The organism is Paracoccus marinaquae, assembly GCF_018860165.1.
GTDB lineage: Bacteria > Pseudomonadota > Alphaproteobacteria > Rhodobacterales > Rhodobacteraceae > Paracoccus > Paracoccus marinaquae.
Genome location: NZ_JAHKNG010000011.1, coordinates 57,997 through 74,643, shown reverse-complemented (window position 1 = coordinate 74,643; position 16,647 = coordinate 57,997). Strand labels below are relative to the sequence as shown.

At 67.7% G+C, this 16,647-nt stretch carries 20 protein-coding genes; 12 read left to right on the top strand and 8 right to left on the bottom strand.

Annotated elements, in window-relative coordinates; translation table 11 throughout:
- Window positions 1–3: 3 nt before the first annotated feature.
- The 9 genes from KNW02_RS08530 to KNW02_RS08490 all read left to right on the top strand — a co-directional run bounded on the left by KNW02_RS08530 (window position 4) and on the right by KNW02_RS08490 (window position 6,967).
- Window positions 4–810, top strand: a complete 807-nt coding sequence (locus tag KNW02_RS08530; RefSeq protein ID WP_216032843.1) for a TatD family hydrolase — start codon at window positions 4–6, stop codon at window positions 808–810.
- The gene (locus KNW02_RS08525; RefSeq protein WP_216032842.1) at window positions 807–1,631 is read left to right on the top strand and encodes an MBL fold metallo-hydrolase; all 825 of its coding nucleotides are present in this window, start codon (window positions 807–809) and stop codon (window positions 1,629–1,631) included. Before KNW02_RS08530 ends, KNW02_RS08525 begins: the two co-directional genes overlap by 4 nt.
- Entirely contained in the window at window positions 1,628–2,572 is a 945-nt protein-coding gene (locus KNW02_RS08520) for an AEC family transporter (RefSeq protein WP_216032841.1), read from the top strand. Before KNW02_RS08525 ends, KNW02_RS08520 begins: the two co-directional genes overlap by 4 nt.
- Window positions 2,573–2,649: 77 nt before the next feature.
- On the top strand, window positions 2,650–3,564 hold the full coding sequence (locus KNW02_RS08515) for a 2-dehydro-3-deoxygalactonokinase (protein WP_216032840.1): 915 nt from the start codon (window positions 2,650–2,652) through the stop codon (window positions 3,562–3,564).
- Window positions 3,561–4,166, top strand: coding sequence for a 2-dehydro-3-deoxy-6-phosphogalactonate aldolase (locus KNW02_RS08510; RefSeq protein ID WP_216032839.1), 606 nt, complete (start codon window positions 3,561–3,563; stop codon window positions 4,164–4,166). The genes KNW02_RS08515 and KNW02_RS08510 overlap by 4 nt, the downstream gene beginning before the upstream one ends.
- 107 nt (window positions 4,167–4,273) lie before the next feature.
- The gene (locus KNW02_RS08505; RefSeq protein ID WP_216032838.1) at window positions 4,274–4,828 is read left to right on the top strand and encodes a biotin transporter BioY; all 555 of its coding nucleotides are present in this window, start codon (window positions 4,274–4,276) and stop codon (window positions 4,826–4,828) included.
- Window positions 4,829–4,901: 73 nt separating this feature from the next.
- Window positions 4,902–5,585, top strand: a complete 684-nt coding sequence (locus KNW02_RS08500; RefSeq protein WP_216032837.1) for an MOSC domain-containing protein — start codon at window positions 4,902–4,904, stop codon at window positions 5,583–5,585.
- Window positions 5,582–6,433, top strand: a complete 852-nt coding sequence (gene pdxY / locus KNW02_RS08495) for a pyridoxal kinase (RefSeq protein ID WP_216032836.1) — start codon at window positions 5,582–5,584, stop codon at window positions 6,431–6,433. The genes KNW02_RS08500 and pdxY overlap by 4 nt, the downstream gene beginning before the upstream one ends.
- 78 nt (window positions 6,434–6,511) lie before the next feature.
- Complete coding sequence (locus tag KNW02_RS08490) at window positions 6,512–6,967, top strand: PaaI family thioesterase (RefSeq protein WP_252733571.1); 456 nt, start codon at window positions 6,512–6,514, stop codon at window positions 6,965–6,967.
- A 13-nt stretch (window positions 6,968–6,980) separates the two neighbouring features.
- Here KNW02_RS08490 and trpB read toward each other — a convergent pair whose 3' ends face one another.
- The 6 genes from trpB to rpsA form a co-directional block, all read right to left on the bottom strand.
- The gene (gene trpB / locus KNW02_RS08485) at window positions 6,981–8,207 is read right to left on the bottom strand and encodes a tryptophan synthase subunit beta (protein WP_216032835.1); all 1,227 of its coding nucleotides are present in this window, start codon (window positions 8,205–8,207) and stop codon (window positions 6,981–6,983) included.
- Window positions 8,208–8,255: 48 nt separating this feature from the next.
- Entirely contained in the window at window positions 8,256–8,714 is a 459-nt protein-coding gene (locus KNW02_RS08480) for a GNAT family N-acetyltransferase (protein ID WP_216032834.1), read from the bottom strand.
- A 19-nt stretch (window positions 8,715–8,733) separates the two neighbouring features.
- On the bottom strand, window positions 8,734–9,369 hold the full coding sequence (locus KNW02_RS08475; RefSeq protein ID WP_431356750.1) for a phosphoribosylanthranilate isomerase: 636 nt from the start codon (window positions 9,367–9,369) through the stop codon (window positions 8,734–8,736).
- 5 nt (window positions 9,370–9,374) lie between these two features.
- A complete protein-coding gene (locus KNW02_RS08470; protein ID WP_216032832.1) occupies window positions 9,375–9,773 on the bottom strand; it encodes a LapA family protein in 399 nt (132 codons plus the stop codon).
- A 68-nt stretch (window positions 9,774–9,841) separates the two neighbouring features.
- Complete coding sequence (gene ihfB / locus KNW02_RS08465) at window positions 9,842–10,126, bottom strand: integration host factor subunit beta (RefSeq protein ID WP_216032831.1); 285 nt, start codon at window positions 10,124–10,126, stop codon at window positions 9,842–9,844.
- Between the two features lie 225 nt (window positions 10,127–10,351).
- The gene (rpsA, locus tag KNW02_RS08460) at window positions 10,352–12,031 is read right to left on the bottom strand and encodes a 30S ribosomal protein S1 (RefSeq protein WP_216032830.1); all 1,680 of its coding nucleotides are present in this window, start codon (window positions 12,029–12,031) and stop codon (window positions 10,352–10,354) included.
- 294 nt (window positions 12,032–12,325) lie between these two features.
- On the opposite strand from rpsA, the gene modA reads away from it, so the two are divergent.
- From modA to modC, 3 genes are read left to right on the top strand one after another with little or no spacing between them, the layout of a single operon-like run.
- Window positions 12,326–13,102: a molybdate ABC transporter substrate-binding protein gene (modA, locus tag KNW02_RS08455; RefSeq protein ID WP_216032829.1), complete on the top strand. Its 777-nt coding sequence runs from the start codon at window positions 12,326–12,328 to the stop codon at window positions 13,100–13,102.
- Window positions 13,099–13,794, top strand: a complete 696-nt coding sequence (modB, locus tag KNW02_RS08450; protein WP_216032828.1) for a molybdate ABC transporter permease subunit — start codon at window positions 13,099–13,101, stop codon at window positions 13,792–13,794. The genes modA and modB overlap by 4 nt, the downstream gene beginning before the upstream one ends.
- On the top strand, window positions 13,791–14,879 hold the full coding sequence (gene modC, locus KNW02_RS08445) for a molybdenum ABC transporter ATP-binding protein (protein WP_216032877.1): 1,089 nt from the start codon (window positions 13,791–13,793) through the stop codon (window positions 14,877–14,879). The genes modB and modC overlap by 4 nt, the downstream gene beginning before the upstream one ends.
- Here modC and KNW02_RS08440 read toward each other — a convergent pair.
- Both KNW02_RS08440 and KNW02_RS08435 read right to left on the bottom strand, forming a co-directional pair.
- Window positions 14,819–15,667, bottom strand: a complete 849-nt coding sequence (locus KNW02_RS08440) for a metallophosphoesterase family protein (RefSeq protein WP_216032827.1) — start codon at window positions 15,665–15,667, stop codon at window positions 14,819–14,821. The two genes, modC and KNW02_RS08440, sit on opposite strands and share 61 nt — an antisense overlap.
- Window positions 15,664–16,614 carry a diacylglycerol/lipid kinase family protein gene (locus tag KNW02_RS08435; RefSeq protein ID WP_252733569.1) on the bottom strand — a complete coding sequence of 317 codons (951 nt, stop codon included), beginning with the start codon at window positions 16,612–16,614 and terminating at the stop codon, window positions 15,664–15,666. The genes KNW02_RS08440 and KNW02_RS08435 overlap by 4 nt, the downstream gene beginning before the upstream one ends.
- Window positions 16,615–16,647: the final 33 nt, after the last annotated feature.

Here is a 16,647-nt window from a genome sequence, read left to right as displayed (position 1 = left end):
CCCATGACCCAAGCGGCCCCCCCGCCGATTGTCGACAGCCATTGCCATCTGGACTTCTCCGATTTCGATGGCGAACACGCGGCCCTGATCGAGCGCGCCCGCGCCGCGGGCGTGGGCCGGATGGTGACCATCTGCACCCGGCTGCGGCACGAGCCGCAGATCCGCGCGCTGGCCGAGGCGCATGAGGGTCTGTTCTATGCCGCCGGCACCCATCCGATGAGCGTGGCCGAGGAACCGATGGCGACGGTCGAGGAACTGACGCGGCTGGCCGACCACCCGAAATTCGTCGGCATCGGCGAAACCGGGCTGGACTATCACTATACCGCCGACAGCGCCGCGGCGCAGGCCGAAAGCCTGCGCATCCATATCGAGGCCGCGCGCCGCACCCGCCTGCCGCTGATCATCCATGCCCGCGACGCCGATGACGACATGGCCCGCATCCTGACCGAGGAATACCGGGCGGGCGCCTATGCCTGCGTGATGCATTGCTTCAGTTCGGGCGCGGGGCTGGCCCGCGCGGCGCTGGATCTGGGCTTCTACCTGTCCATGTCGGGCATCGCCGCCTTCCCGCGATCGACGGACCTGCGCGAGATTTTCGCCGCCGCCCCGGTCGAACGCATCCTGGTCGAGACCGACAGCCCCTATCTCGCCCCGCCGCCGCATCGCGGCAGGCGCAACGAGCCCGCCTATGTGGCCAGGACCGCCGCCGTCGGCGCCCGGATCTTCGGCATGGACTATGCCGAGTTCGCCCGGCAGACGACCGCGAATTTCGACCGGCTGTTCTGGAAGGCCGCCGGGGGCGCGGCATGATCCGGGCCACCATCCTCGGCTGCGGCTCGTCGGGCGGGGTGCCGAGGATCGGGAACCGCTGGGGCGCCTGCGACCCCCAAAACCCCAGGAACCGCCGTCGCCGCTGTTCGCTGCTGGTCGAGCGCCCCAGCCCCGAGGGCACGACGCAGGTGCTGATCGACACCGGCCCCGACATGGTGCCGCAACTTCTGGATACGGGCGTCAGTACGCTGGACGCGGTCATCTATACCCATGCCCATGCCGATCATGTCCACGGCATCGACGACCTGCGGCAACTGGTCTACAACGCCCGCCGCCGCATGCCGGTCTGGGCGGATGCGGCAACGACCCTGGCGCTGCTGAAACGCTTCCGCTACGTCTTCGAGACCCCGGCCGGCAGCTATTATCCCCCGATCTGCGACCTGAACCTGATCGAGGGCGCGGTCACCATCGACGGCCCCGGCGGGCCGATCACCTTCCATCCCTTCCAGGTCGAACATGGCGAGATCGACGCCCTGGGCTTCCGCATCGGCGGGCTGGTCTATCTGCCCGACGTGTCGGAGATCCCCGATGCGGCCTGGCCGCTGATCGAGGGGGCCGAGGTCTTTGTCTGCGACGCGCTGCGCCCCGAGCCGCATCCCAGCCACGCCCATATGGCGCAGGCACTGGAATGGCTGGCCCGCGCCCGAACCGCGCGTGGCGTGCTGACCAACATGCATATCGACATGGATTACGCCGAGGTCATGTCGCACACGCCGGATCATATCGTCCCGGCACATGACGGCATGGTCATCGAAGTGTCGGCCGACACCCCCGCCCTGCCTCTGGAGGCCGCGCTGTGAGCGCACTTTTCACCATCATCCTGCCGGTCTTTCTGGTGATCGGCTTTGGCTATCTGGTCAGCTGGCGCGGCTGGTTCTCGGAATCGGCGGTGGACGGGCTGATGCGTTTCGCCCAGAACTTCGCCGTCCCGACCCTGCTGTTCGTCTCGATGGCGCGGCTGGATCTGGGCAACGAGTTCCGCGCGCCGCTGCTGATCTCGTTCTATGCCGGGGCGATGGTCAGCTTTGCGGCGGGCTGGGCCGGGGCGAAATACCTGTTCGGGCGCAACCCCGCCGATTGCGTCGCGATCGGATTCGTCTGCCTGTTCTCGAACAGCCTGCTGCTGGGCATCCCGATCACGCAGCGCGCCTTCGGCCCCGAATCGCTGGACGGCAACTGGGCGATCATCGCCCTGCACTCGCCGCTGCTCTATACCTTCGGGATCACGCTGATGGAGTTCACCCGCGCCCGCGGCACCGGCCTGTCGGTGGGCGGCGTCGCGATGCGGGCGCTTTCGGGGGTGCTGCGCACGCCGCTGGTCATCGGTATCGCCTGCGGGCTGGCGATGAACCTGCTGATTCAGGCCGGACTGGTCATGCCGGAAGGGTTCTGGGGCGCCGTCGACATGATCGCGCGCGCGGCGCTGCCCGCCGCCCTGTTCGGGCTGGGCGGCGTGCTGCACCGCTATCGCCCCGAGGGTGACATGGCCACCATCGCCATGTGCTGCGCCTGCTCGCTGCTGGTACATCCGGGCATCGCCTTCGGGCTGGGGCATCTGCTGGGTCTCGATACCGCGGGGATGCGATCCTCGGTGATGACGGCGGCTATGGCGCCCGGGGTCAACGCCTATCTCTTTGCCAATATCTACGGCGCCGCCCGGCGGGTGGCGGCATCCTCGGTGCTGATCGCCACCGCCGCGTCGGTCTTTACGGTCTGGATGTGGCTGGCGCTGCTGCCATGATCCGCCGTCTTGACAGGCGCTAACGGCTTGTCGAGAGTGCCCGCTGATCGAACACGGGAACAGACGGAGGGCGCAGGGTGACAAGCGGCAGGATCGACTGGATTGCCGTCGATTGGGGCACATCGCATCTGCGCCTGTGGCTGATGGGCGACGGCGGGCAGGTGCTGGACCGGCGGCACAGCGACCGCGGCATGTCGAAGCTGAAACCCGACGAATTCGAAGCGACGCTGCTGGCGCTGGTGGGGGATCGCCTGCCCGCCGGGCGCCGCGTCCCGGTGATCTGCTGCGGCATGGCCGGGGCGCGGCAGGGCTGGGCCGAGGCGCCCTATGCCGCCGTGCCCTGCCTGCCCGGCACCTGGGACCGGGCCGCCCGGCCCCGCACCTCGGACCCGCGCCTTGCGGTCGCCATCCTGCCCGGCCTGTCGCAGGCCCGCCCGGCCGATGTGATGCGCGGCGAGGAAACCCAGATCGCGGGCTATCTGGCCGCCAATCCCGGTTTCGACGGCGTGCTGTGCCTGCCCGGAACGCATTGCAAATGGGCCCATGTCAGCGCCGGCGAGGTGGTCAGCTTTCGCAGCTTCATGACCGGAGAGCTGTTCGCACTGCTCTCCACCGCATCGGTGCTGCGCCATTCGGTGGCGACGACAGGCGAGGACCAAGCGGCCTTTTCGGCCGCCCTCGATCAGGCCATGGCCCGGCCGGCGACGGTGGCGACGGATCTGTTCTCCCTGCGGGCCGAATCGCTGCTGCAGGGGCTTGACCCGGTGACCGCGCGGGCAAGGCTGTCGGGGCTGCTGATCGGCATCGAACTGGCTGGCGCGCGGCCCTACTGGCTGGGCCAGGAGGTGGCGATCATCGGCGCGGGCGGACTGGCCGATGCCTATGCGACCGGGCTGGCGGCGCAGGGGCTGAGCCCGCGCCGCACCGATGCCGAGGCAATGACGCTGGCGGGTCTTGCCGCCGCCCATGACGCATTGAAAGGACAACTGTGACCGACCGCAACATCATCGCCATCCTGCGCGGCATCACCTCCGAGGAGGCTGTCCCCGTCGCCGAAGCCCTGATCGCCGCCGGAATCACCCGGATCGAGGTGCCGCTGAACTCTCCGCGCCCCTTCGACAGCATCGCGGCGATGCTGGCCGCCGCAAAAGGGCGCGCGCAGATCGGCGCCGGCACCGTCCTGCAGGTGGCCGAGGTGGAACGGCTGGCCGGCATGGGCGCGCATCTGGTCGTCTCGCCCGATTGCAATCCCGAGGTCATCCGCGCCACCAAGGCGGCGGGCCTTCTGTCCTATCCCGGCTGCCTGACCCCGACCGAGTGCTTCGCGGCGCTGCGGGCCGGGGCGGACGGGCTGAAACTGTTCCCGGCCAGTCTGATCGGCGTTTCCGGCATGTCGGCGATGCGCGCGGTCCTGCCGCCCGAGGTGCCCATCTATGCGGTGGGCGGTGTCGGCCCGGATGATTTCGCCGCATGGCGGCAGGCCGGGGCCGCGGGCTTCGGGATGGGAACCGCGATCTATCAGCCCGGCCTTGGCATCGCCGCCATCGCAGAACGCGCAGACCGCATCGTCGCGGCCTATGATGCGGCGTCCTGAGCGGACCCCGCCCCTTCGCCCGCGGCGCGTTCCGCAAGGCCAATATTGACGTTGCGACATGCCGGTCCTATCGACAGGGTAAGACGATCCACCGGAAAGGACAGCCCATGCAACTTGCAACGAACCCGGCGCTTGGCGCCAGCCCGGCCCGCACCGTCGGCCTGACCCTTGCCGCCGCGGCGCTGATCACGCTCAGCGCCAAGACCCAGGTTCCGTTCTGGCCTGTTCCGATGACGCTGCAGACGATGGCCGTTCTGGCGATCGCCGTGGTTCTGGGTCCGCGCCTTGGCCTCGCCGCGATGCTGGCCTATCTGGGCGCCGGCGCGGCCGGGCTGCCGGTTTTCGCCGGCTCGCCCGAACGCGGCATCGGCCTCGCCTATATGGCCGGTCCGACCGGCGGCTTCCTGATCGGCATGCTGCTGGCCATGGCGGTGACGGGCTGGCTGGCACAGGGGCGCGGCATTGCCGGCCGGACCCTGGCGATGCTGGCCGGCCTTGCCGTGACCTATCTGCTGGGCCTCGCCTGGCTGTCGGCCTTTGTCCCCGCCGACAGGCTGCTGGCCGCCGGTTTCACCCCGTTCATCCTGGGTGATCTGGTCAAGGTCGCCATCGCCACCCTGGCAATCGAGGGCGCCCTGCGCCTGCGCAGCCCCCGGCGCTGAGCCCGCCCGCGCGGAAGAACGGATCGCGGGGGCCGTGACGGCCCGCGCGCTTTTCCTGAACAGGCCCCGAGCCATGACCGTCACCCCGACCCTGCTGACCGGCCCCGTCGCGCCCCTGCCCGGCAGCGATACCCCGTCGGGAATCGCCAAGACCCCGGTTGCCGGCCCGCTCTGGCTGGGGGCCGAGGGGTTCGAGGGCGACCAGCAGGCCGACCGGCGCGTCCATGGTGGCCCGGAAAAGGCGGTGCATCACTACGCCCGCGACCACTATGCCGGCTGGCTGGCCGAGATCGGCCCGCAACCCGCGCTTGCCCGCGCGGGCGCCTTTGGCGAGAACCTGTCCAGCGAGGGGCTGACCGAGGCCGATATCGCGGTGGGCGACATCTTCCGGCTGGGCGATGCCTTGCTGCAGGTGTCGCAGGGCCGCCAGCCCTGCTGGAAGCTGAACCTGCGTTTCGGCATGCCCGACATGGCGCGAAGGGTACAGAACAGCGGCCGCACCGGCTGGTATTACCGCGTGTTGCAGCCGGGCCGGGTGACGCCGGGCGACCGCCTCGAGTTGATCGACCGGCTGGCGCCCGACTGGACGGTACAGCGGTTATGGCATGTCATGTATGTAGACCGGCTGAACCGCGATGCCCTGACCGGGATCGCCGGGCTGGGGGTTCTGGCCGAGGGCTGGCGCCGATACGCGCAGCGCCGGCTTGACAGCGGCCGGGTCGAGGACTGGAACCGGCGTTTGGAGGGATCGGCATGAACGTCAGTGATACCCCGCCGCCACTGGTCATCTCGATCCAGAGCCAAGTCACCTTCGGCCATGTCGGCAATTCGGCCGCCGTGTTTCCGATGCAGGCCGTGGGGCTGGAAGTGGCCGCGATCCCGACCGTGCTGTTCTCGAACACGCCGCATTATCCGACCCTGCGCGGTGCGCCGCTGCCGCCGCATCTGTTCGCGGACCTGCTGCTGGGCGCCGAGGAACGCGGCCTGCCCGGGCGCGCGGCTTGGCTGGTCACCGGCTATATCGGCTCGGTCGAGGTGGCGGAGCTGACGGCAGATTTCATCGCCCGCTGCAAGGCGGCGAATCCGGGCCTGCGCTATCTCTGCGATCCGGTGATGGGCGATCACGAGCCGGGGCTCTATGTGCCCGAGGCCATCGCCCATGTCATCCGCGACCGCATGTTGCCGCTGGCCGATCTGGCGACGCCCAATGCGTTCGAACTGGCCTACCTGACCGGGCAGGAGATTGCGGATCTGGACGATGTGGTCGCGGCCGGGCGCGCCCTGCACCTTGCCGCCGGCGGGCGGCTGATCGCGACCGGCTGCGTGCTGGCCGATACGCCGGCGAACCATCTGGAAAGCGTCATCGTCGCGCCTGACGGCCCCAGCCGGCACCCGACGCCGCATCTGCCCGTCGCCCTGCCCGGCACCGGCGATCTGTTCTCGGGTCTGGTGACGGCGGCTCTGGGGCGCGGGCGTGACCTGACTGATGCGGTCGATCTGGCGCAGGAACTGACCGGGCTTGCGCTGGCCCATGCCGCCCGGATCGGCGCGCATGAGGTGGTGCTGTCCGATCCCGGCTTCCGGGCGGCGCTGCTGCGGATCTGACCCTGCGTCCGATCGATCAATCGGGCTTGTCGACGGGGCCAATCGCCGTCCAGTCTGGCGAAAACGGAGGACTGCCCAATGGAAATCGGATCGAACCTGGATGCGGCAATCGTGCGGCGGATGCAGGAGAGCTTTGAGCGGCAGGGCCTGATGGCGCATCTGGGGGTCGAAGTGGCCGAGGTGCGGGCGGGCCTGGTGACGCTGAAGATGAAATTCCGCCCGGAACTGACCCAGCAGCACGGTTTTTTCCACGCCGGAGGCAGCGCGACCATCGCCGACAGCGCCGGCGGCTATGCGGCCTATACGCTGTTTCCCGAGAACAGTTCGGTCCTGACGGTCGAGTTCAAGCTGAACCTGATCAACCCCGCCCAGGGCGACTGGCTGGAGGCGACGGGCCGGGTGGTGAAACCCGGCCGCACCCTGACCATCTGCCAGCTGGATGTCTGGGGCGTCAGCGGTGGCAGCCGCAGGCATGTGGCGACCGGCCTGCAGACGCTGATCTGCATGAAGGACCGGCCCGACACCGGGTCCTGAGCGGCCGACGCCGTCAGGCCTTGATGTCGACGCCCAGATGCTTGGCCACCGCGAAGATGTCCTTGTCGCCACGCCCGCACATGTTCATCACGATCAGGTGATCGGCGGGCAGGTCGGGGGCGATCTTCATCACATGCGCAAGCGCGTGGCTGGGTTCCAGCGCCGGAATGATGCCCTCGGTCTGGCAGCAGAGCTGGAACGCGCCCAGGGCCTCGGCATCGGTGATGGCGACATATTCGGCCCGGCCGACATCCTTCAGCCAGGCATGTTCGGGGCCGATGCCGGGATAGTCGAGGCCGGCGCTGATCGAATGGCCCTCGAGGATCTGGCCCTCCTGATCCTGCAGCAGATAGGTGCGGTTGCCATGCAGCACGCCCGCGCGCCCGCCCAGCAGCGAGGCGCAATGCTCCATCCGGTCGTCCACGCCACGGCCGCCCGCCTCGACCCCGATGATGCGCACGGAGGCGTCGTCGAGGAAGGGGAAGAACAGACCCATCGCGTTCGACCCGCCACCGATTGCGGCGATGATGGTGTCGGGCAGGCGCCCCTCGCGGGCCATGATCTGCTCGCGCGCCTCCTTGCCGATGATCGACTGGAAGTCGCGGACCATGGCCGGATAGGGATGCGGCCCGGCAACGGTGCCGATGCAGTAGAAGGTGTCGCGCACATTTGTCACCCAGTCGCGCAGCGCGTCGTTCATCGCGTCCTTCAGGGTGCCGCGCCCCGAGGTGACAGGCACGACCTCGGCCCCCAGAAGGCGCATGCGGAACACGTTCGGGGCCTGACGTTCGACATCATGGGCGCCCATATAGACCACGCATTTCAGCCCGAAGCGGGCGCAGACCGTGGCGGTGGCAACCCCGTGCTGGCCGGCGCCGGTCTCGGCGATGATGCGGGTCTTGCCCATGCGGCGCGCCAGCAGGATCTGGCCCAGCACGTTGTTGATCTTGTGCGCGCCGGTATGGTTCAGCTCATCCCGCTTCATGTAGATCTTCGCGCCGCCCAGATGATCTGACAGGCGCTCGGCATGATAGAGCGGCGAGGGACGGCCGACATAATGGGTCCAGAGATCGTCCATCTCGGCCCAGAAATCCGCGTCGGTCTTGGCGCGCTCGTATTCGGCCTCGAGATCGAGGATCAGCGGCATCAGCGTCTCGCTGACGAAGCGGCCGCCATAGATGCCGAAACGGCCCTGTTCGTCGGGGCCATGCTTGAAGCTGTTCACCAGATCATCGGCCATCGGTCTGCCTTCGCGGTTGGGATTCGGATATTTGAATGAAGAAGAAGCCTAGAGCGGTTTCTTATAGCCGATATGGCTTGGGGTGAAGCCCACGCGGTCATAGAAGCGATGCGCATCCCGGCGCGCCTTGTTGGTGGTGAACTGCAGCAAGCGGCAGCCGGCGGCGCGGGCACGGGCCTCGGCGTCGCGGATCAGCGCCTCGCCGATGCCGCGGCCGCGATGGGCGGGGGCGACGCGGACGCCCTCGATCTGGGCGCGGCGGGTGGCCGACAGTGACAGGCCCGAGATGAAGGTGATCTGGTAGCAGGCGATGATGCCGTCGCCGCCATCGGCCACGATCAGGTGGTTGTTGCCCTCGGCCAGCATCGAGTCGAACGCGGCGAGATAGGTTGCCGGATCATGCCCCTCGCGCACCGCGCCCAGCAGGTCCTCGCGCAGCAGCGCCATGACCGCGGGAACATCGTCGCGGCTGGCGGATCGGAAACGGGGCGGGGGACCGGCGGTCATGGCAAAGGGGGGCGGCGGTTCAGGATGCGGCGGCGATGAAATCGCGGATCATGCCGCTGTCCTTGACGCCGGGCGCCGTCTCGACGCCCGAACTGACATCGACGCCCCGGGCGCCGGTCAGGCGGATCGCCTCGGCGACATTGGCCGGTGTCAGCCCGCCCGCCAGGAGCCAGGGCCGCAGCCAGCGCCGCCCGGTCAGCAGCCGCCAGTCGAATGCCAGCCCGTTGCCGCCGGGCAGAACAGCATCCTTTGGCGGCTTGGCGTCGACCAGCAGAAGATCTGCCACGAGGCCGTAATCGGTCAGCGCCGGCAGATCCTCCGGCGCGGACAGGCCCACGGCCTTCATCACCGGCAGGCCGGTCAGCGCCTTGACGTCCGCGACCCGCCCGGGGCTTTCGGCGCCGTGCAACTGGATCAGGTCGAGATGCGCCTCGGCCAGCACCGCCTGCAGCAGCGCATCGTCGGGATCGACGAACAGCCCGACCCGCGCCACGCCGGGCGGCACCTCGGCGCCAAGTGCCCGAGCCCTGCCGGGGGTGACCGCGCGCGGCGATTCCGCGAAGAAGACAAAGCCCAGATAGCGCGCGCCGGCCTCGACTGCCGCGGCGACATGCGCGGGCTGGCTGAGCCCGCAGATCTTGACCTGCGCCATGATCACCCTCAGCGCGGCGCGGGCAGTGTCGTGCCGGTCGCCGGGCTGGCGGGGCGGGATTTCGGCTGATCGACGATCGCGAGGATCTCGTCACGCGGGGCCGCGTGACGGTCGCGCAACTGCCCGACCTCGCCTTCGAGGCGGGCAATGTCGCGGCTGCGCTGCCGTGCCTCGCGCCGGATATGTGCCTCGCGCAGCCATTCCCAGACCAGCCCGGCCAGCATGCCGCTGGCAAAGGCCACGAAGATCACCAGAAACAGCGGCAGGTCGACCGACCAGCGGCCACCCAGATGCTGCGCGAAATTGGGCGGAACGGCCGACAGGGTAACGATCCCGCGATTGGCCAGCGCCACGGCGATCAGGATGATGGCCAGGACGGCAACGAACAGCAGACGGAGAAAGCGCATGGGATATCCTTGACTGACGCGACCGCCGCGGACCCTTCGCCGGGCGGCCATGCCCCTGTTTAAGACAGTCAGGCCTCGCCGTTCAACCGATCACGCAGCAATTTGCCGGTCTTGAAGAAGGGCACATGCTTTTCCTCGACATCGACCGCGTCGCCGGTGCGCGGATTGCGGCCGGTGCGCGCGTCGCGTTTCTTGACGGAAAAGGCGCCGAACCCACGCAGCTCGACCCGGTCGCCACGTGCCATCGCGTCGATGATTTCCTCGAAGACGGTGTTCACGATCCGCTCGACATCGCGCCGGAAGAGATGCGGGTTTTCATCGGCAATCTTCTGGATCAGTTCGGAACGGATCATCCTTCCCCCCTCTGAATGCGGCAGTCAACTTTGGCCGTCGCCCCCGCTGCGGCTGCTGTCCAGCCCATCGGGCAACGCATCAATCAATCCTTCGGTTTCCTAGCGATGCCAGCTTTGCGCGTTGCGCGCAAGCCACTAGCGAAGGCGCAACCCACGACAGGCGCATGAAAAAAGGCCCGCCCCCGTGAAACAGGGGCGGGCCGGAAGGCTGCGGGCGAGCCGCGATCAGTTGTTGCGGTTCAGCGCGGCGCCGAGGATATCGCCCAGCGAGGCGCCCGAATCCGAGCTGCCATACTGTTCGACGGCCTCTTTCTCTTCGGCGATCTCGCGGGCCTTGATCGACAGGCCAAGACGGCGGGTCTTGGTGTCGATATTGGTCACGCGCGCATCGATCTTGTCGCCGACCTGGAAGCGCTCGGGGCGCTGGTCCTGACGGTCGCGGGCCAGGTCCGAGCGGCGGATGAACGACTTGACGCCGTTATATTCCACCTCGACGCCGCCATCCTCGATCGCGGTGACCAGGGCGGTGACGACCGAGCCGCGCTTCACGCCGTCAACGGCTTCGGCCATATGCTCGTTTTCCAGCGCCTTGATCGACAGCGAGATACGCTCTTTCTCGACATCCACGTCCTGGACCACGGCCTTGACCATGTCGCCCTTGCGGAAGTCCTGAATGGCATCCTCGCCCCGGGCATCCCAGCTGATGTCCGACAGGTGCACCATGCCGTCGATATCGCCGTCGAGACCGATGAACAGACCGAATTCGGTGATGTTCTTGACCTCGCCCTCGATGACCGTGCCCGAGGGATGGGTCTCGGCAAAGACTTCCCACGGGTTGCGCATGGTCTGCTTGAGACCCAGCGAAACGCGGCGCTTGGCCTCGTCGATTTCCAGCACCATCACGTCCACCTCCTGCGAGGTCGAGACGATCTTGCCCGGATGGACGTTCTTCTTGGTCCAGCTCATTTCCGAGACGTGGACCAGACCCTCGACGCCGGCTTCCAGCTCCACGAAGGCGCCGTAATCGGTGATGTTGGTCACGCGGCCATTATGGACCGAGCCGAGCGGGAACTTGTCGGAGACGGTATCCCACGGATCGGCCTGCAGCTGCTTCATGCCGAGGCTGATGCGGTGGCTGTCCTTGTTGATCTTGATGACCTGAACATCGACGCTTTCGCCGATCGACAGGATCTCGGACGGGTGGTTGACGCGGCGCCAGGCCATGTCGGTGACGTGCAGAAGCCCGTCCACACCGCCCAGATCGACGAAGGCACCGTATTCGGTGATGTTCTTGACCACGCCCTTGACGGTCTGGCCTTCGGTCAGGTTGGCGATGACCTCGGCGCGCTGTTCGGCGCGGCTTTCTTCCAGAATGGCGCGGCGCGAGACGACGATATTGCCCCGGCGGCGGTCCATCTTCAGGATCTGGAAGGGCTGCTTCAGGCCCATCAGCGGGCCGGCATCGCGCACCGGGCGCACATCGACCTGGCTGCCGGGCAGGAAGGCCACGGCGCCGCCCAGATCGACGGTGAAGCCACCTTTGACGCGGCCGAAGATGGCACCTTCGACGCGCTCTTCATCGGCATAGGCTTTTTCCAGACGGTCCCAGGCCTCTTCGCGGCGGGCCTTCTCGCGGCTGATCGAGGCTTCGCCGCGGGCGTTCTCGACGCGGTCCAGATAAACCTCGACCTCGTCGCCGATGGCCAGCTTGGCCTCTTCGCCGGGATTTGCGAATTCCTTCAGATCGACGCGGCCTTCCATCTTGTAGCCGACATCGATGATGGCCTGACCCGCCTCGATGGCGATGACCCGGCCCTTGACGACGCTGCCCTCATCGGGGGTGTCGATCTCGAAGCTTTCGTTCAGGAGGGCTTCGAATTCCTCCATGGTCGCTTTAGCGCACATATATATTCAGTTTCCTTTACGTCTGTTTCACTGGCCAGACGGTTGGCTCCGCCGGTCTGTAAGGTGTCTTTCTGGAACGACAAAGGGTCGCGGCATGACGCCCGACCCGTATTCCCGTGGCCTGTTTTGACCATGTCGCCCGATTGACTGCGGCTGATATAGGGCCGCGAGGCCCGGAACTCAACGGAAAAGTGCCCGGCCCGGCAGGATATGTCTCAACAGAAATATCCCTTGCAGGACCCGCATCCGATCGTGTTATGTCCCATCTGACATATCGAAACCGGAGAGCTTCAGATGAATATTCCCCGTTCCGCCCTCTTGCCCGCCCTTCTGCTGGCGACCGCGCTGCCCTTGCAGGCCGCAGCCGAAGAAGTCGTGGTCTTCGCCGCCGCCTCGCTGAAGAATGCGCTGGACGAGATCGCCGCCGATTTCGGCGCCGAGACCGGCAATGAAGTCACGGTCTCCTATGCCGGGTCCAGCCAGCTGGCCAAGCAGATCATTGAAGGCGCACCGGCCGATCTGTTCATATCCGCCAATGTCCAGTGGATGGACGAGGTGGCGAAGGCCGGGCTGCTGGCCGGTGACGCGCGCGGCGACCTTCTGGGCAACACGCTGGTCCTGATCGCGCATGGCAAGGATGCCGCAGCGGTCGAGATCGGCGCCGATACCGACCTGACCGCGCTGCTGGATGGCGGCAAGCTGGCCATGGCCATGGTCGATTCCGTCCCGGCCGGACAATATGGCAAGGCCGCGCTGGAAAGCCTCGGCCTGTGGGAGGGCGTTCAGGCCGAGGTCGCGCAATCCGACAATGTGCGCGCCGCGCTGGCGCTTGTCTCGACCGGCGAGGCGCCCTATGGCATCGTCTATGCGACCGATGCAGCAGCGGACGACAATGTGAGCGTGGTGGGCGAATTTCCGGCGGACAGCTATCCGTCGATCATCTATCCGGCAGCCCTGCTGACCGTGGCCGCGGACGCGGCCGACCGTGCGTTCTATGACGCCCTGTCGGGCGAGGCCGCCAAGGCCTCGTTCGAAAAGCAGGGCTTCACGGTCTTGACCCAGACGCAGTGACGGACTGGCTGACCCCCGAGGAATGGCAGGCCGTCGTTCTGTCGCTGCGTGTTTCGAGTGTTGCGGTTCTGGCCAGCCTGCCCTTTGGGGTCCTTGTTGCCTATGCCCTGGCGCGCTGGCGCTTTCCGGGGCATGGGCTGCTGAACGGCCTCGTCCACCTGCCGCTGGTGCTGCCGCCGGTCGTCACCGGCTATCTGCTGTTGCTGAGCTTCGGGCGGCGCGGCACCATCGGTGCCTTTCTCGACCAGTTCGGCATCGTCTTCGCCTTCCGCTGGACCGGTGCCGCGCTGGCCTGCGGGATCATGGCCTTCCCGCTGCTGGTCCGGGCCATCCGGCTGTCGATCGAGGCCGTGGACCCGAAGCTTGAACAGGCCGCCGCGACGCTGGGCGCCTCGCGCCTGTGGGTGTTCGCGACAGTCACGTTGCCACTGATCCTGCCCGGGATCTTTGCCGGCATGGTGCTGGCCTTCGCCAAGGCGATGGGCGAATTCGGCGCCACCATCACCTTCGTCTCGAACATTCCCGGCCAGACCCAGACCCTGCCCTCGGCCATCTATGCCTTCCTGCAGGTGCCGGGCGGCGAATCCTCGGCCGCGCGGCTGGTGCTGGTCGCCGTCGCGGTGGCCATGGCGGCGCTGTTCCTGTCGGAATGGCTGGCCCGGTCGGTCGCGCGCAGGATTTCCGGCGCCTGATGCTGAAGCTTGCGATCCGCCACGAATTTCCGGGCTTTGCTCTGGATGCCGGGTTCGAGGCCCCGCCGGGCGTCACCGCCCTGTTCGGCAAGTCCGGCTCGGGCAAGACCACCATCGTCAACGCCGTCGCCGGGCTGATGCGCCCCGATCAGGGCCGGATCGAGGTCGACGGGCTGATCCTGTCGGACAGTGCCAGCGGCCGTTTCCTGCCGCCGCACCGGCGCGGCGTCGGCTATGTGTTTCAGGAAGGGCGGCTGTTTCCGCATCTGACCGTGCGCCAGAACCTGCTCTACGGGCGATGGTTTGCGCGCATGAAGGACGGGGCAAGGTTTTCCCGTATCGTTGATCTGCTGGGCATCGGCGATCTTCTGGCCCGCCGACCGGGCGCCCTGTCGGGGGGCGAAAAGCAGCGCGTCGCCCTTGGCCGGGCGATCCTGTCGAATCCGCGCCTGCTGCTGATGGATGAGCCGCTGGCGGCGCTGGACGAGGCCCGCAAGGCCGAGATTCTGCCCTATCTGGAACGGTTGCGCGACGAAACCGGGTTGCCGATCCTCTATGTCAGCCACTCGGCGGCCGAGGTCGCGCGTCTGGCCACAACCATCGTGCTGATCGAGGCCGGGCGGGTGCTTGCCGCAGGTCCGGCCGCGACGATCCTGTCCGACCCCGCGACCGCGCCGGTGCTGGGGCTGCGCGAGGCCGGCGCGATCCTGAGCGCGCGGATCGAGGCCCAGGAGGAGGATGGCCTGACCCGTCTGGCGACCGGCGCCGGGCCGGTCTGGCTGTCGCGGATCACGGCCGCTGAGGGCAGCCATCTGCGGCTGCGGATACTGGCGCAGGACGTGATGCTGGCGCTGCAGCGGCCCTCCGGCATCTCGGCGCTGAACGTGCTGCCGGTGACGGTGCGCGATGTGACCCCCGGGGAAGGCGGCGTTCTGGTGCGGCTTGAGGCGGGCGACGAGGTCATCCTGGCGAGGATCACCGCCCGTTCAACCGCGGGGCTGGGGCTGGCCCCCGGGATGCGGGTTTACGCGGTCCTGAAGGCGGTGTCGGTGGCGCCGGGCAGCATCGGCACCGGCGGGCCCTGATCCAAAGCCTGCCAAACCCCGCCGCCGCGCCGGAAATGCAGCCTCTCGGGTGGCTGAAAACCCTCCTGCGCCATCGGCGCGACATGGCGCTCGACCGTCAGGCCCGTGCCTGCGAAATCCAGCACGGCGAATTCGTTCTGGCGGTCTCCGAGCCGCGAACAGAGTGCCGTTCCCGCCTGAATCTGCAGCACGCCCGGATGCCCGCAGGCCAGCAGCCCGCCGCAGTCCCACAGGTGCAGATGGCCGCTCAGCACGACATGCAGGCCCGCGGCCCCAAGCCGCCGCAGCGCCTCGGGCGCGCGCGTAGCAAGTTCCTTGTCGATCGCGGGCAGTTGCTGCAACGGGTGGTGCAGCGCAAGGATATTCGTGGCCAGCGGATCAATGCCGCCGATCAGCCTGTCGATCTCGCCCCGGCGGATCACCCCGCGCTGCCAGGAGAAGGGATCGGTGCTGTTCAGCCCCAAGACCCGCACCGTACCCGCGGCACGGGTCGGCGCCAGATCGGCGCCGATCGCCTCGCTAAAGCCGGCGAAAGGCCAGGCAAAGCGCAGCGGGATATTGTAGAGGGGCACGTCGTGATTGCCGGGAACCGCCATCACCGGGGCGTTGATCCGGGCCAGGAACCCGGCCGCCTGCCGGAACTGGCCCGGACGACCGCGATGGGTCAGATCCCCCGTCACGACCACCAGATCGGCGCGCGCATGGTTGATCCTGTCCAGCAGCGCCCCGACCAGATCGCCCCGATGCAGGCCGAAATGCAGGTCCGACAGGTGAACGATCCGGGTCACCCGCCGGCATCCCGCGTCTTGTTGGTGCCGTCGGCCGGCAGCAGCACCTGCAGCGCGCCCTGCCGGACCTGCAGATGCAGCGGCGACGCCATCACCGTCTTTTCGCCGTCATGCGCGATCAGCAGACGTTTCTTCGGCGTCTCGATCGTCAACTCATCGGTCACGATCAGATCGAAGTCACTGTCCTGCGCGGAAAAGCCGAAGGCCAGCCGCAGGGCCGACCGCAACAGCGGCAGGGGTTTGCGCGCCCTTGCGATCAGGACGGCGAACTGACCGTTCCGGACCGCCTCCACCCCGTCCAGCCCGAAACTCTCAAGCTGATAAGCGCTGCGGGCCACGAACAGCAGCGCGGTGGTGAATTGCCGCGCCTCGCCTTCAAGCCGGGCGGTCAGCACCATCGGCCGCCGCAGACGGCGCAGCGCCACCAGCACCGACCAATAGGCCGCCACGCGCGAGCGGCCCCAGCGGCGATAGATCGTCTCACGCGTCTTCAGGATATGCGGATAGGCGCCCAGGCTGACATTGTTCAGAAAGACAAGGTTCTCGATCAGGCCGATGTCGATCCGCTCGACCCGCGCCTCGCGGATCGTGTCCAGCGCGTCTTCCAGACTTTCGCCAACGCCCAGATCGCGGGCGAAATAGTTGAAGGTGCCGCCCGGAAGGATGCCCATGATCGCCTCGGTTCCCGTCAGCGCGCCGGCAATGGCCGATTGCGTGCCGTCGCCCCCGGCCGCCACGATGATATCGAAGCCGTCGGCCACGGCCTGCTGCGCCATCTCGACCAGATCGCTGCCGCGCGGGGTCTGGCGCAGATCGAACCCGGCACATCGGGGTTTCAGCGCCTTGCCGAGTGTCTCGGCGAATTCCCGGCCGTCCTTGCGGCCCGAGCCGAGGTTCAAGATGACGCAGAGGCGGCGTCGCGACAGATCGAAAGGGGTGTCCGGCATGGCGTTCCGTCGGGTTGCTGTTTCAGGCATCAA

What these genes read in the sequence shown, in the direction of transcription:
- KNW02_RS08435 (WP_252733569.1), bottom strand. Translation starts at nt 16,614, where the DNA reads ATGCCGGACACCCCTTTCGATCTGTCGCGACGCCGCCTCTGCGTCATC.
- KNW02_RS08470 (WP_216032832.1), bottom strand. Translation starts at nt 9,773, where the DNA reads ATGCGCTTTCTCCGTCTGCTGTTCGTTGCCGTCCTGGCCATCATCCTG.
- trpB (WP_216032835.1), bottom strand. Translation starts at nt 8,207, where the DNA reads ATGGCCGATGATCTGGTGAACAGCTTCAAGCATGGCCCCGACGAACAG.
- rpsA (WP_216032830.1), bottom strand. Translation starts at nt 12,031, where the DNA reads ATGTGCGCTAAAGCGACCATGGAGGAATTCGAAGCCCTCCTGAACGAA.
- KNW02_RS08530 (WP_216032843.1), top strand. Translation starts at nt 4, where the DNA reads ATGACCCAAGCGGCCCCCCCGCCGATTGTCGACAGCCATTGCCATCTG.
- KNW02_RS08480 (WP_216032834.1), bottom strand. Translation starts at nt 8,714, where the DNA reads ATGACCGCCGGTCCCCCGCCCCGTTTCCGATCCGCCAGCCGCGACGAT.
- KNW02_RS08490 (WP_252733571.1), top strand. Translation starts at nt 6,512, where the DNA reads ATGGAAATCGGATCGAACCTGGATGCGGCAATCGTGCGGCGGATGCAG.
- pdxY (WP_216032836.1), top strand. Translation starts at nt 5,582, where the DNA reads ATGAACGTCAGTGATACCCCGCCGCCACTGGTCATCTCGATCCAGAGC.
- KNW02_RS08505 (WP_216032838.1), top strand. Translation starts at nt 4,274, where the DNA reads ATGCAACTTGCAACGAACCCGGCGCTTGGCGCCAGCCCGGCCCGCACC.
- modA (WP_216032829.1), top strand. Translation starts at nt 12,326, where the DNA reads ATGAATATTCCCCGTTCCGCCCTCTTGCCCGCCCTTCTGCTGGCGACC.
- ihfB (WP_216032831.1), bottom strand. Translation starts at nt 10,126, where the DNA reads ATGATCCGTTCCGAACTGATCCAGAAGATTGCCGATGAAAACCCGCAT.
- KNW02_RS08525 (WP_216032842.1), top strand. Translation starts at nt 807, where the DNA reads ATGATCCGGGCCACCATCCTCGGCTGCGGCTCGTCGGGCGGGGTGCCG.
- KNW02_RS08500 (WP_216032837.1), top strand. Translation starts at nt 4,902, where the DNA reads ATGACCGTCACCCCGACCCTGCTGACCGGCCCCGTCGCGCCCCTGCCC.